Origin of the sequence: Rhodanobacter aciditrophus (genome assembly GCF_050026795.1) — a bacterium.
Taxonomy (GTDB): Bacteria; Pseudomonadota; Gammaproteobacteria; order Xanthomonadales; family Rhodanobacteraceae; genus Rhodanobacter_A.
The window spans coordinates 163,070-176,803 of record NZ_JALBWP010000009.1; the positions used below are offsets into that span (position 1 = coordinate 163,070).

Annotated in this window: 4 protein-coding genes, 1 tRNA gene and 4 pseudogenes; 5 read left to right on the top strand and 4 right to left on the bottom strand. The window is 69.7% G+C overall.

Features of this window, described 5'->3' with window-relative positions; all coding sequences use genetic code 11:
- Nucleotides 1–388 precede the first annotated feature (388 nt).
- The 3 genes from glk (at nucleotide 389) to ACQGNW_RS03870 (ending at nucleotide 6,728) form a co-directional block, all read left to right on the top strand.
- Entirely contained in the window at nucleotides 389–1,486 is a 1,098-nt protein-coding gene (gene glk / locus ACQGNW_RS03860; RefSeq protein WP_426662024.1) for a glucokinase, read from the top strand.
- A gap of 78 nt (nucleotides 1,487–1,564) precedes the next feature.
- Entirely contained in the window at nucleotides 1,565–4,267 is a 2,703-nt protein-coding gene (locus ACQGNW_RS03865; RefSeq protein ID WP_426661800.1) for a TonB-dependent receptor, read from the top strand.
- Between the two features lie 142 nt (nucleotides 4,268–4,409).
- Nucleotides 4,410–6,728 carry a beta-N-acetylhexosaminidase gene (locus ACQGNW_RS03870; RefSeq protein ID WP_426661801.1) on the top strand — a complete coding sequence of 773 codons (2,319 nt, stop codon included), beginning with the start codon at nucleotides 4,410–4,412 and terminating at the stop codon, nucleotides 6,726–6,728.
- Nucleotides 6,729–6,988: 260 nt separating this feature from the next.
- Here ACQGNW_RS03870 and ACQGNW_RS03875 read toward each other — a convergent pair.
- Both ACQGNW_RS03875 and ACQGNW_RS03880 read right to left on the bottom strand, forming a co-directional pair.
- Nucleotides 6,989–8,794, bottom strand: a pseudogene (locus tag ACQGNW_RS03875) (Lhr family helicase); the annotation flags it as partial.
- A gap of 108 nt (nucleotides 8,795–8,902) precedes the next feature.
- Nucleotides 8,903–11,881: pseudogene (locus ACQGNW_RS03880) on the bottom strand (DEAD/DEAH box helicase); the annotation flags it as partial.
- A 206-nt stretch (nucleotides 11,882–12,087) separates the two neighbouring features.
- Between ACQGNW_RS03880 and ACQGNW_RS03885 the strand changes: the two are divergent.
- Nucleotides 12,088–12,927, top strand: a complete 840-nt coding sequence (locus tag ACQGNW_RS03885) for an alpha/beta hydrolase (protein WP_426662025.1) — start codon at nucleotides 12,088–12,090, stop codon at nucleotides 12,925–12,927.
- Here ACQGNW_RS03885 and ACQGNW_RS03890 read toward each other — a convergent pair.
- Both ACQGNW_RS03890 and ACQGNW_RS03895 read right to left on the bottom strand, forming a co-directional pair.
- A tRNA-Ile gene (locus tag ACQGNW_RS03890) sits at nucleotides 12,884–12,959 on the bottom strand. The genes ACQGNW_RS03885 and ACQGNW_RS03890 overlap by 44 nt on opposite strands.
- Nucleotides 12,960–13,070: 111 nt before the next feature.
- Nucleotides 13,071–13,487, bottom strand: a pseudogene (locus tag ACQGNW_RS03895) (IS3 family transposase); the annotation flags it as partial.
- Between ACQGNW_RS03895 and ACQGNW_RS03900 the strand changes: the two are divergent.
- Nucleotides 13,474–13,665 (top strand): annotated as a pseudogene (locus tag ACQGNW_RS03900) (IS256 family transposase); the annotation flags it as partial. The pseudogenes ACQGNW_RS03895 and ACQGNW_RS03900 overlap by 14 nt on opposite strands.
- Nucleotides 13,666–13,734: the final 69 nt, after the last annotated feature.

A 13,734-nucleotide genomic window follows, 5' to 3' on the forward strand; every position in this document is an offset into this window, starting at 1 on the left:
CGTTGTCAACCAGGAATCGCGCCAACTCCGCCTGAAGCCACCGGCCGGCCCTCGGGACCACCCCACGTGCCCCGGGATTTTGGCCCCGGTCCAGGCGCGGGACAGGCCCGCCGGCGTAGCTATTCCGCGCACGTTTTCCCTTCCCCGTGCCGGCTGCAAGGCCAACCTGCCGGACATCGCGCGCCGGCGGACCTTTGAATCGATCCAGTGCCGAGGCCCCTGCCAACGGTCATGTTGCCAGGCTTCGCGTCCCTTGGTGAAAATTCCGGGACAGTCACTTGACAACGTTGTCATGACGCTTACAGACTCCACCGCCATCGCCTGCCGGCAACTGCGCGCGGACCGCGCCAGCCACCGGCTGACCGCAGCGGACAAGGGGAAAATCCACGTGGGAGAGTTCGCCAGCCAGCGTCATGCCGCCCAGCCGTCGCCGCGTCCCTCGGCACCGGACGGCGCGTTCGGCCCGGGCGAGCCCTTCCTCGCCGCCGACGTCGGCGGCACCCACGCGCGCGTCGCCCTGGTACTCGGCACACCCGACCGCCAGCGGCCGGTCAGCGTGCTCCATTACCACCGTTACGCCTGCGCCGACTGGCCCGATCTCGGCAGCCTGCTGCGCGACTTCGTGGCACAGCTGGCGCCGGCCGGCCATGCGCCGCTGCGGGGGCGCATTCATCGCTGCGTGGTGGCCAGCGCCGGCGTGGTGCTGGACGACGCCATCGTCAACGAGAACCTGCCCTGGTCGGTATCGATCGGCGCGCTGCGCGAGCAGCTCGGGCTGAGCCAGTTGGAGGTGATCAACGATTTCGAGGCGGTGGCCTGGGCCACACAGTTCCTGGGCGTGGACGAGACACTGCCGGTGATCGAGACCGCGCAGCCGGCGCCGCGCGGCCCGGTGCTGGTGATGGGGCCGGGCACCGGCCTGGGCTCGGCGGTGCTGTTGCCGCGTGCCGGCCACGCCCAGGTACTGCCCACCGAGGCCGGCCAGATCTCGCTGGCGCCCGGCAACGAACGCGAGATCGAGATCCTGCGCGTGCTGGCGCGCGGCCGCAGCCATGTCTCGTATGAGGAGGCGCTGTCCGGCCCCGGCCTGCTCAATCTCTACCATGCGCTGTGCGAACTGCGCGGCTGCGCGGTGACGCTGATGACGCCGGCGGAAATCACCGGCACGGCGCTGGCCGGCCACGACGACACCGCGCTGGAAGCGCTGCAGGTGTTCTGCGGCCTGCTCGGCAGCTTCGCGGGCGACCTGGCGATGCTCTACGGCGCGAGCGGCGGCGTGTTCCTCGCCGGCGGGATCCTGCCGCAGGTCCACGGCTTCCTGCGCGCCAGCAGCTTCGCCCGGCGCTTTCTCGACAAGGGCGTGATGCGCGCCTTCCTGCAAAAGATTCCCGTACGACTGATCGAGCACGGCCAGCTGGGTGTCATCGGCGCCGCTGGCTGGTTCCTGGATGAGCGGCAGGGAGATCGCGCCATGCCACTGCTTTAGCGACGCGGCGCCGAACGGCGTCAACCAAGCACCACCACCACGGTCCCAGACCGATCCAGCCTCTGAGGGGAGGACATCATGAACCACCGCAAGACACTGCTTGCCGCGAGCATCGTCGCCGGCCTGTGCCTTTCCGTCGGCGCGTACGCGCAGGACGGCGGCCAGAATCCGCAAAGCACCCAGGACAGCAGCGCTCCAAGCAAGAAGGAGGCGAAAACGCTTTCGACGGTGACCGTCACCGGTATCCGCGGTTCCACCGAGAAGGCGCTCGACATCAAGCGCGACGCGAACTCCAACGTGGAAGTGGTCACCGCCGAAGACGTGGGCAAGCTGCCGGCGCACAACGTGGCCGACACCCTGCGCAATCTGCCCGGTGTGGACATCCAGTCCTCCAGCGCCCAGGAAGGCGGCTTCGACGAAGCCGACCGCGTCAGCCTGCGCGGCACCAGCCCGAGCCTCACCCAGACGCTCATCAACGGCCACGGCGTAGGCTCCGCCGACTGGTTCGTGCTGAGCCAGGGCAACACCGTCGGCCGCAGCGTGAGCTACACCCTGCTGCCGTCCGAGATCGTCAGCCGCGTGGAAGTGCACAAATCCTCCGAAGCCCGCTTCCAGGACGGCGGCACCACCGGCAACGTCGACATCATCACCCGCAAGCCGCTGGACTTCGACAAGCAGGTCACCGCGGACGCCAGCATCGGCGGCGTGTATTCCAGCACGGCTTCCAAGACAGACGGCCAGTTCTCCGGCCTGTTCAACTGGAAGAACGCCGACAGCACGTTCGGCATCCTGGCCCAGGTGTTCGACGAGAAGCGCCATCTGGAGCGTGAAGCCCAGGAACTCCCCGGTGGTTTCCAGCAGATCGCCGCGACCGATCCGGTGGCTGCCACGAACCCGGATCTCGTCGGCGTGTACATCCCTTCGCTGCTCGGCTCCACCCTGTTCACGCAGACCCGCACCCGCAAGGGTGGCCTGCTCGAGGCGCAGTTCCGCCCGAACAACGACCTGACCCTGGGCCTCAGCGGCTTCTACTCCAAGCTCGACGCCGACAACTACAACCGCAACTACATGTTGTGGGGTGGCCACTTCGCCACCACGCAGGCGCCGAACCCGGGCTACACCGTGCAGAACGGCGTGCTCACCAACGCCACCTACGCGGGTCAGCCGGGCATGGACTACACCGTGTACGACATGATCTACCGCAAGGCCTCGGCGAAGACCTACTACTACACCGCGGATGCCGACTGGAACGTGTCGGACAACGTGACGGCCACGTTCCAAGCCGGCACCACCAAGGGCACCGGCACCACGCCGAAGCAGTTCATCGCGGAAGTCACCGGCAACAATGGTGGCGGCGCCAGCTGGGCGACGCATGGCAACGGTTCGCCGGTGGACTGGAGCGTTGGCGGCAACAGCGGCCCGTCCGGCGTAACCAGCTTCGGCACCTGGGGCAACCAGCTCGTCGAGGCCACCGACAAGGAGAACTGGTTCACGGCCGATTTCACCCAGTACTTCAACGCCGGCGTGCTGAGCTCGTTCAACTACGGCATCCGCTACGCCAAGCACGACCGCGCCGCGCTGTCCCCGGAAGGCGCTTCGCCGGGGAACATCTGGGCCGCGCTGCAGAACGGTGCCACTGCCAACTACCCGGGCAACTTCGCCGAAGGCATCGGCGGCCAGTTCCCGCGTGATGTGTGGTACTTCACCCCGGCGGCGCTGCAGAGCGCGATCAACGCCAACTCCACCTGGCTCGCCAACAACGACGGCCCGACCGGTCGCCACAATTACGGCGCCGAGTGGCGCGTGGACGAGAAGAACGCCGCGGCGTACTTCCAGGCCAACTTCCAGGGCGACAACTGGAGCGGCAACGCCGGCCTGCGCTACGTCAACATCAACCAAGGCATCGATACCTATGCCGCCACCACGGTCAATCCGGACGTGAGCAGCCTGTTCGGCATGTGGGATCGCAAGCACTACAGCAACCACTACGGCCGCTTCCTGCCGAGCTTCAACCTGAAGTTCAACATGGCCGAGGATCTGATTGCCCGCTTCGCGGTGTCGCAGACCCAGACCCTGCCGGACTACTCCGCGCTGGGCGCGTCCTCGTGGGGTTCGGACCTGGACAAGACCGGCGGCGGCGGCAACCCGCGCCTGAAGCCGGTGCTGTCGACCAACTTCGACGCCGGCCTGGAGTGGTACTTCATGCCGCGCGGCCTGCTGTCGGCGACCGCGTTCTCCATGAACATGAAGAACTACGTGGCCTTCGGCACCGAGAATCAGCAGCTCTTCAGCGAACTGACTCACCAGCTGGAGACCTACAAGGTCGCCGTGCCGCTGAATGCCGATGCCCGCCTGTCTGGCCTGGAGCTGACCTACAACCAGCCGATCGGCGAGTTCTTCGGCGTCAATGCCAACTACACCTACGTCGATGGCTCCTCGTCCTTCACTTGGGCGGACGGCACGCACAACCTGCTCGGTACGTCGAAGAACACCTACAACCTGGGGGCCTACTTCGAAAACGACAGGTTCGGCGCACGCGTCGGCTACAGCTGGCGCTCGGCGTTCCTGATCGGCCTGCAGGGTGCGGTGCCGTACTACCAGGACAACTACGGCACGCTCAATGCGTCCTTCAGCTACAAGGCAACGGATTGGCTGAGCTTCAGCCTGGATGCGCTGAACCTCAACAACCCGACCACCAAGTACTACCAGAGCACGTACATCCCGACTGCTTTCTACGAGAACGGGCGCCAGTACTACCTCAATGCACACCTGAAGTTCTGATCCACCGCTTCACCGCGACACCCGCGGGCCACGGACGGCCCGCACTCTCCCCGAGCGGGCCCGGCATCGGTTTGCGGGCCCGTCTTTTTGTCTGGAATGGCCACGGAGATGGCATGCTGGGCCATCCGCGCAGGAGATGCCGATGATTCGTCTTGCCTTGCTGTCCCGCTGCGGCTGCCTGCTGCTCGCGCTCGCGCTGCTGCCGCCGGCCGCGGCCCGCGCCGCTGGCGCGCCACCGCCTTCCCTGATTCCGCAGCCGGCGCAGCTCCGGCTGCAGCACGGCAGCTTCACGGTGGACGCGCACACCCCCGTGGTGCTCGCCAGCGACGACGCCGCGACGAGACAGACCGCGGACTATCTGGTCGGCCTCGTCGCGCGCACGCGCGGCCTGCACCTTCGTGTCGCCGCCGGCACGCACGCGCATGCGATCGAGCTGCGGCGCGATCCGCAGGCGCCGGTGGCGCAGGCCGAGGGCTACGCGCTGGACGTCACGCCCGACGGCATCCGCGTCACGGCGCGCGACGATGCCGGCCTGTTCCACGGCGCGGTGACGCTGTGGCAGCTGCTCACGCCCGATGCGCGGCAGGGCGCCGTGGACGTGCCTGCGCTTGCCATCCGCGACTGGCCGCGCTTCGCCTGGCGCGGGCTGATGCTGGATTCCGCGCGCCACTTCCAGAGCGTGGCCGACGTCGAGAAGCTGATCGACCAGATGGCCCAGCACAAGCTCGACGTGCTGCACTGGCACCTCACCGACGACCAGGGCTGGCGCATCGAGATCAAGCGCTATCCCGAACTCACCCGGATCGGTGCGTGGCGCACGCCGCCCGACGCCGGCCGCGACGGCGAGCCGCAGCGCTACGGCGGCTACTACACGCAGGCGCAGATCCGCGCCGTGGTGGCCTACGCCGCAGCGCGCCACGTCACCATCGTGCCGGAGCTGGACATGCCCGGCCACGCGCAGGCTGCGGTGGCCTCGTACCCGCGGATCGGCGTCACCGGCAAGCGTCCGGCCGTCTCTGCCGACTGGGGCGTGAATCCCTGGCTCTACAACGTCGACGACGGCAGCTTCGCCTTCATCGACCACGTGCTCGACGAAGTGATGGCGCTGTTCCCCTCGAAGTACATCCACGTCGGCGGCGACGAGGCGATCAAGGACCAGTGGAAGGCCTCGCCCGCCGTGCAGGCAAAGATGCGCGCGCTGGGCATCACCAGCGAAGACGCCTTGCAGGGCTGGTTCATCGGCCGCATCGGCCAGTACCTCGACAGGCACGGCCGCAAGCTGATCGGCTGGGACGAGATCCTCGAAGGCGACAACCTGCCCGCCGACGCTACCGTGATGTCGTGGCGCGGCATCGACGGAGCGATCAAGGCGGCGCTCACCGGCCACGACGTGGTGATGTCGCCCGCGCCCGATCTCTACTTCGACCATGTGCAGGGCGATCGCGCCGACGAATATGCCGGTCGCCTCGGCGTGGAGTCGCTCAAGGCCGTCTACGGCTTCCACGCCGTGCCTGACGTGCTCAACGCCACGCAGGCGAAGCATGTGCTGGGCGTGCAGGCCAACGTGTGGACCGAGCACATGCCGACGATGGCGCACGTGGAGCACGCGGTGTTCCCGCGGCTGGACGCACTCAGCGAAGTGGCCTGGTCGCCGGCCGCCACGCGCGACTTGCCGGGCTTCCTGGCCCGCCTGCCGGCGCAGCTCGAACGCTACCGCGCGCAGCACGTCGGCTACGCCGACAGCGCCTTCGCGGTGAACATCCAGGTGGACCGCAACGTGGCGCTGGCCACCGGCAAGGCCACAGTCACCCTGTCCGACCAGGCCGGCTTCGGCGACATCCGCTACACGCTGGACGGCAGCGTGCCCACGCTGGCCGCGCCACGCTATGAGGCACCGTTGAACCTGGCGCTGCCGGCCACCGTGCGCGCCGCCAGCTTCGCCGCCGACGGCAGCGCGCTGGCCGCGCCGCGCGCACGCGTGCTTGACCGCGCCGCGCTGCTGAGCCTGCCCGGCACGGAGCTGGCGAACTGCCCCGGCAGCGATTTCCGCCTGCGCCTGCAGCCCACGCCGGACGCAGTGAGCACACAGCCGGTGTACGCGGTGAACGTGTTCGACGCCTGCCAGCTGTTCCCGCCCACGCTGATGGACGGCATCGCGGCGATCCGCGTCGACGCCGTGCGGCTGCCGCGTAATTTCGCCCTCGCGGGCGACGCCAAGCTGGTGGTGTCGCGCCCGCACGCCACGCCGTTCGGCGAACTGGTGGTGCACGCCGACCGCTGCGACGGCCCGGCGCTGGCCACGATGCCGCTGCCCGACCCCGGCCACGGTCCACGCGCATTCAGCCTGCACGCGACGCTGCCCGCGCAGACCGGCGAGCACGCCTTGTGCCTGATCTACACCGCGCCCGTCGACGGGCCGCTGTATGCGTCGGGCCGCGTGTCGCTCGAAGCCAGACCCTGAAGCGGCAGCAGGAGCGTGCCCGTGCGGGGCCGGTACCGGGCCGCCGCTTCGGCGTCAACGCGATCGCCGCCTATGCCGGCTCCGGATGCATGCAGGTGGCGTTGCCTGCACCGGGCTGACGGCAACCGGTCTACCAGCGGGGATTCGCGCGCCGGATTGCGCCCCGGGGTGGCGACAGGCTCGCCTCGCTGGCTTTCGCCATCGCATTCGTGGCGCTCTGGTGGCCATCGGGTGGTGGATGGACCGACGGCGCATCTACCTCAAGCTCTGAGCCGCAGCAACGAACCGGACTGCAGTGCCTGCCGCGCCACCAGTGCCTCGGCGGCGGACAGCTCCATCAGCGGCACGATCTTCCCGGCCACCGACGCCGCCAGCGGCACGCCGTCGCGATAGAGCACGCGCGAGCCCGGCACCGCGGGCACCTTGTCGCCGGCCAGCACGCCGCCGACCAGGTTCAGCGGATCGCAACCGCCCACCACGGCCAGCTCGCCGTCGTCCGCGCGCTGGCGGATCGCGCGCAGCGGCGCGATCGCCTCGGGCAGGGCGAACTGCTCGCCCACCAGGCCTTCCACGAAACGGCCGCCGCGGATCTCGCCGCGCGCCTCCAGCCGGCGATACACGCGCAGCAGTTCGCGCCACGGCGGCAGCCACGGCGCCTCGCGTTCCAGCAGCTGCCAGAACACCACGCCGTAGCGGGCGAGCAGGGCACGCGCCACGTGCTCCGTTTCAATCGAATCGCCTCGGCGCGAGGCGCCACGTTCGCCTCCTCTCCCCTGCGGGGCACGCGGGGAGGCGCCATGGATGGCGCCGGCTTTGGGGAGCGAGGAGAGGATTGAAGCGAGGGGGTGTTCTTGCCGCGAGCCTTCATCTGGCTTTTCCGCGAGCACCCGCCCCTCATCCGCCCTGCCGGGCACCTGCACTCGGGCCATCCCTGGCCCTCGCCCTTCGGGCGGCTCGCGCCGTGCAAATCGGCTGTCCTGCCGATTTGTCTCCTCTTGAGGGAGAAGGGAACGAGCCACCAGCGACCAGCGTCCCGCGTCCTCGATGCCGCCGAACACATGCCGGCGCATGCGCCGGTGCCGCGGTGCCTCGCGCTTCGCGGCCGGCAGCAGCAGGGCACGCAGGCCGGCGAAGCTGTCCGCGCTGGCGCGGCCGGCGGCGACCAGCTCGCCCAGCGCATCCTCCAGCTCGGTGCGCAGCAGGTGCGCGACGGACTGCAGTTCGTCGAAGAACAGCGCGCCGTGCTCGCGCAACGCGTCGGCCACCGCCTGCGCGCGCGAGGACAGCAGGCTTTCCTGCGGCGACGACTCTTGTGCGATGGCCGTCCAGACGGCCATTTGCCGCCGCGGCAGCAGCACGATCGGTGTGGCGCGCACCGGCCCGCTACCGCCGCCCGCGCGCAGGCGGCTCCAGCCGATGCGGCCGGCGCGGCAGAGTTCGTCCAGCCAGCTTGCCGAATAGTCGGCGATGCGCGCGGGCAGGATCTCCGCCTCCCACGCCGCGGCCGCCGCCTCGTAGCCCTCCAGCTGGGCGAGTACCGCGGGCAGCGCGTCGGGGCCGCGCAACTGCGTGGCGGGGCTCACGTGCTGCCAGTCGAGCAGGAAGCGCATCAGCGCGCGCCGGCTCACCGGCTCGATCTCGCGCCGCAGCCGGCCCAGCGTGTAGCGGTGGATGCGCGCCAGCAGGTGACGTTCGCACCATTGCGTTGCGGCGATCGCGGGATCGAAATGGCCCTGGATCACGTAGCCTTCGGTCTGCAGGCGCAGCAGCGCGGCTTCCGTGTCGGCCGCCGAAACACCCAGCGGCGCCGCCAGCGTTTCGACCGCGACCGGGCCAAGGCCGAGCAGGCGGCCGCGTACCAGTTCGCGCAGGGCGTCCTCGCGCGTCCAGCCTTGCACGGCGTATTCGGCGGGCGCGGCGATGGCGGGATGCATCGGCACGCCGGGATGCACGGCCTGCCACAGCGGCAGCTTCTCGGCGCTGACCCACACGCTGTTGTCTCCTTCTCCCCCTCGGGGAGAAGGTCGGGATGAGGGGTGGGTGCTCGCGGTGGCGTCCCCCAGAGCGTGCTTCGACGAAAGCTGCGGCGAGGTTGGCCCCTCACCCCGGCCCTCTCCTCGCTCCTCGGGGCCGGCGCCATCCATGGCGCCTCCCTGCGTGCCCCAGAGGGGAGAGGGAGCAAGACAGGTGGCGCGCTGGTCCTTCGCCAGCGCGCGCAGCCTGTCGTCCCAGCCCAGGTTCGCCGCCGCCTCGGCCGCGGTAATGCCGCCCAGCGCATCGAGCGCTTCGTGCATCTCGTCCACGCTGCGCACCTCGGGCCACGCTTCGGCGCGTACCGCGGCGATGGCGTCGGGATCGAGCCGGCCGAGGTCGCCGGCGCTGGCCGGGCTGTCCTGGCGCACGGCGCGGGTGCGGCGCTCCTCCAGCGGCGCGTCGTCGAGGAAGGCGTAGGGCGCCGCGTTGAGCACGGCGCCGGCGAGCGGACTGGGCGCGGCGAGGTCGCGCGCGACGAGGCGGATCGTGCCGCTCTCCAGCTCGCGCAGCAGGCGCAGCAGGCCGTCGACGTCCATCGCCTCGCGCAGGCAGTCGTGCAGAGTCTGCGCCACCAGCGGGTGGTCGGGAATCTGCCGCTCGCCCACGATGTTCTCCAGGCAGGCCACCTGGTCGGGGAACACCGCGGCGAGCAGATCCTCGCTCTTCATGCGTTGCAGTTGCGGCGGCACCTTCTTGCCGCCGGCGAAGCGCGGCAGCGCCAGCGCGGTGACTGCGTTCCAGCGCCAGCGCGCGGGGAACAGCGGCGCGTCGAGCAGGGCCTGGATCAAGACATGCTCGGCGCTGTTCGAATGCAGGTAGCGCGCCACTTCCTCCAGCGGAAAGCTGTGGCTGGTGGAAAGCGACAGCACGATCGCATCCTCGGTGGCCGCGGCCTGCAGCTCGAAGTTGAACTGACGGCAGAAGCGCTTGCGCAACGCCAGGCCCCAGGCGCGGTTGATGCGGCTGCCGAACGGCGCGTGGATCACCAGCTGGGTGCCGCCGGATTCGTCGAAGAAGCGCTCGAACACCAGGGTGGTTTGCGTGGGCAGCACGCCGAGCGCAGCCTTCGCGCTGGCGAGGTGGTCGAACAGTTGCTGCGCGGCCGCTGCGCCAAGGCCGAGCTCGTCGCGCAGCCACGCCAGCGCGCCCGCTGGGTCATCCTCGCCCAGCCGCGCATCCATTTCCCCGCGCAGGCGCGACACCGCGAACGAGAGTTCGTCGGTGCGCCCCGGCGCCTCGCCCAGCCAGAACGGGATGCTGGGCGGCACGCCGTGCGCGTCCTCCACGCGCAGGCGGTCGCGCTCCACGCGCAGGATGCGGTAGCTGGTGTTGCCGAGCTGGAAGACGTCGCCGGCGAGGCTTTCCACCGCGAAGTCCTCGTGCACCGAGCCGATCACCGTGGCCTGCGGTTCCAGCACCACGAGGTAGTCGGCGGTGTCGGGAATCGCGCCGCCGGAGGTGAGCGCGACCAGCCGCGCGCCGCGCCGCGCGCGCAGCCGGCGGTGCACGGCGTCGCGGTGCAGGTAGGCCGCGCGCGCGCCGCGGCGCGTGGTGAAGCCTTCGGCCAGCATGCGCACCACCGCGTCGAAGTCCGTACGCGCCAGCGCGCGGTAGGGATAGGCGCCGCGCACCAGCGCATACAGCGCGTCTTCGTCCCACTCGCGACAGGCCACCTCGGCGACGATCTGCTGCGCCAGCACGTCCAGCGGCTGCGGCGGCTGCACCAGCGCGTCGAGCTCGCCGCGGCGCACGGCGTCGAGCAACGCGGCGCACTCGACCAGGTCGTCGCGCGTAGTGGGGAACAGCCGCGCCTTGGGCGTGCCGCCGATGTGGTGGCCGGAACGGCCCGCGCGCTGCAGGAAGGCGGCGATGGAACGCGGCGAGCCGAGCTGGCAGACCAGGTCCACGTCGCCGATGTCGATGCCCAGCTCCAGCGAGGCCGTGGCCACCAGCACCGAAAGTTCGCCGCGCTTCAGGCGCTGCTCGGCGTCGAGGCGCTGCTCCTTCGCCAGACTGCCGTGGTGTGCGGCGACGGCCTCCTTGCCCAGCCGCTCGGAGAGATGCCGCGCCGCGCGCTCGGCCAGCCGCCGCGTGTTGACGAACACCAGGGTGGTGCGGTGCGCCTGCACCAGTTGCGCGATGCGGTTGTAAACCAGCTCCCAGCAGTCGTTGGACATCACCGCTTCCAGCGGCAGCGGCGGGAGTTCGAGCGCGAGGTCGCGCTTGCGGGTGTACCCCGTGTCGATGATGGTCACGCTATCCCTTTCCCCCTTGGGGAGAGGGCAGGGTGAGGGGCGGGTGCTTGCGGGGACATCTCCCGAGGCGTGCTCTGATGAAAGCTGCGGCGAACTTGCTCCCTCACCCCCACCCTCTCCTCGCTCCTCGATGCCGCGGCCATCCATGGCCGCTTCCCGCGCGCCACGGAGGGGAGAGGGAGGAGACGCCGCACCTGCCAGGAATCGCGCCACCTCCTCGATCGGCTTCTGCGTCGCCGACAGGCCGATGCGCTGCAAACGCCGCTGGCACAGCGCCTCCAGCCGTTCCAGCGTCAGCGCCAGGTGCGCGCCACGCTTGCTGCCGGCGACGGCGTGGATTTCGTCGACGATCACGCTGCGCGTGCTCTGCAGCATCTCGCGACCGGAGGCGGAACCGAGCAGGATGTACAGCGACTCCGGCGTGGTGACCAGGATGTGCGGCGGCGTCTTGCGCATCCATGCGCGTTCGGCCTGCGGCGTGTCGCCGGTGCGCACCGCGGTGCGGATCGTCACCTCGGGCAGGTCGAGCTTGCCCAGTTCGGCGCGGATGCCTTCCAGCGGCTCTTCCAGGTTGACGTGGATGTCGTTGGAGAGCGCCTTCAGCGGCGACACGTAGACCACCCGCGTCTCGTCCGGCAGCGCACCGCCGTTCGCCAGGCCCTCGCGCACCAGCGCGTCGATCGCGGCGAGGAAGGCGGTAAGCGTCTTGCCCGAACCGGTGGGCGCGGCCACCAGCACGTGGCCACCGGTGCGGATCGCCGGCCACGCCTGCGCCTGCGCCGCGGTAGGCGCGACAAAGCGGCCGGCGAACCAGGCGGCGACGGCGGGGTGGAAACCTGGCAGCTTGAGAGAGTCCGCGGGCATGGGTACGTCACATCATGGGGGCGGCCCCGTGAAATTCTACGCGGACGCCCATGCCGGGCTGGCGGTTCGCCACGCGCTGCGTATGCTTGCCGCCATCGACTCCGCGACACAACCGGAACCCGCAGGACGGCAAGCCCATGCAGGTGGCGTCATCGAATTCCGTTTCCGCGCAGCCGGCGGCGCGAGCCTCCCTTCGTCGCCTGCCGATGCCGGACGGCCAGCCGCTGTGCGTGCACGACTGGCCGCTGCCGCAGGCGCGCGGCGGCGTACTGATCGTGCACGGCCTGGGCGAGCATGCCGGCCGCTACGACCGCCTCGCACGCTGGTTCAACGCACGCGGCTGCGCAGTGCGCGCCTACGACCAGCGCGGCCACGGCCAGAGCCCCGGACCGCGCGGCGTGCTCGGGCACCCGGACGATCTGCCGGCCGACCTGTCCGTGGTGTACGCCGACTACGCACGCACGCTGGGCACCGCGCCGCTGCTGCTCGGTCACAGCATGGGCGGACTCGTCGCCTTGCGCGCCGTGCTGGACGAACGCATCACGCCGAAGGCACTGGTGCTTTCTTCGCCCGCATTGCGCAGCCATGCCTCCCGGGGGCTGCAGCGGCTGGCCGCGACACTCGCCCATCTGCTGCCGAACCTGCCGCTGCGCAACGGGCTCGATCTGGAGCGCCTGAGTCACGACCCGCATGTCGCGGCCGCGTACCGCGCCGACCCGCTGTGCCACGACCGCGTCAGCCCGCGCCTTGCCGACTTCATCTTCCGTGCCGGCGCCGCCTGCATCGCCGAGGCCGCCCGGCTCGACGTGCCCACCCTGCTGCTGGTAGCCGGCGACGACGCGCTGGTCGACGCCGCTGGCAGCCGCGATTTCTCCGCCGCCGCCGCACGCACGAAGCAACTCACCACGCGCTACTTCGCGGCGCTCTACCACGAGTTGTTCAACGAAGCCGAGCCCGGCCGCAGCCAGGTGCTGCAGCAGTTGGAGGGGTGGCTGGAACGGCTGGTGGGCCCACCAGGATTCGAACCTGGAACCAAGGGATTATGAGTCCCCTGCTCTAACCGTTGAGCTATAGGCCCGGCGACGGCGAAGTATAGGGGAAGGAGCTGCGCGATCTTGCAAAGATTGGCCGCAGACGTCTTGCATAATTTGGCCAACACCAAGAGGTACGCCCCCGCTTTCGTAGACGGTTAGGCGCTGCTTTTTGAGTTGATCTCCTCAAACATCATGGGCACAAGGCCGCCCATGTGTCCATGCCGTCGCTGACGGTTGTAGAACACCTCGATGTAGTCGAACACATCGCTGCGGGCCTCTTCACGACTGGCGTACACCCGACTGCGTACACGTTCCTTCTTCAGGCTGCTGAAGAAGGACTCGGCCACCGAGTTGTCCCAGCAGTTGCCGCGCCGGCTCATGCTTACCGCCAAGCCGTGTTCCCGGCAGAAGCGCCGCCAGTCGTCGCTGTCGTACTGCGCGCCCTGATCGGAGTGAATGACGACCTCCGACGTTGGGCGGCGACGCCAGTTCGCCATGAGCAAGGCATCCAGGGCCAGTTCGCGCGCCAGGCTGGATTTCATCGACCTACCGATCACCGAGCCGGCGAACATGAGTCTGCGCAAGCCGGCCAAACGCCGCTTCGCCTTCCCCAGCGGCGAAGCGCCAATGAAGCCGCCCCACCTGGCCTTGCGCGACATCAGCAAAAAGCGGGCGCCGCCGATCCGTGATCGGAAGACGGCGCTCAAGCGCTTTGCGATCGAGCCCAGGGGGCGACTCCCTCCGCTTTAGCCCGAATCCCGGTTACGCAAAATTCTGTACACGCCTCCGCCTGGCGCCTGGCGACGGGCGAAACGCCGG

Excerpts from the sequence above, each read along its gene's own strand:
- ACQGNW_RS03865 (WP_426661800.1), top strand. The coding sequence starts at position 1,565 with ATGAACCACCGCAAGACACTGCTTGCCGCGAGCATCGTCGCCGGCCTG.
- ACQGNW_RS03870 (WP_426661801.1), top strand. The coding sequence starts at position 4,410 with ATGATTCGTCTTGCCTTGCTGTCCCGCTGCGGCTGCCTGCTGCTCGCG.
- ACQGNW_RS03885 (WP_426662025.1), top strand. The coding sequence starts at position 12,088 with ATGCCGGACGGCCAGCCGCTGTGCGTGCACGACTGGCCGCTGCCGCAG.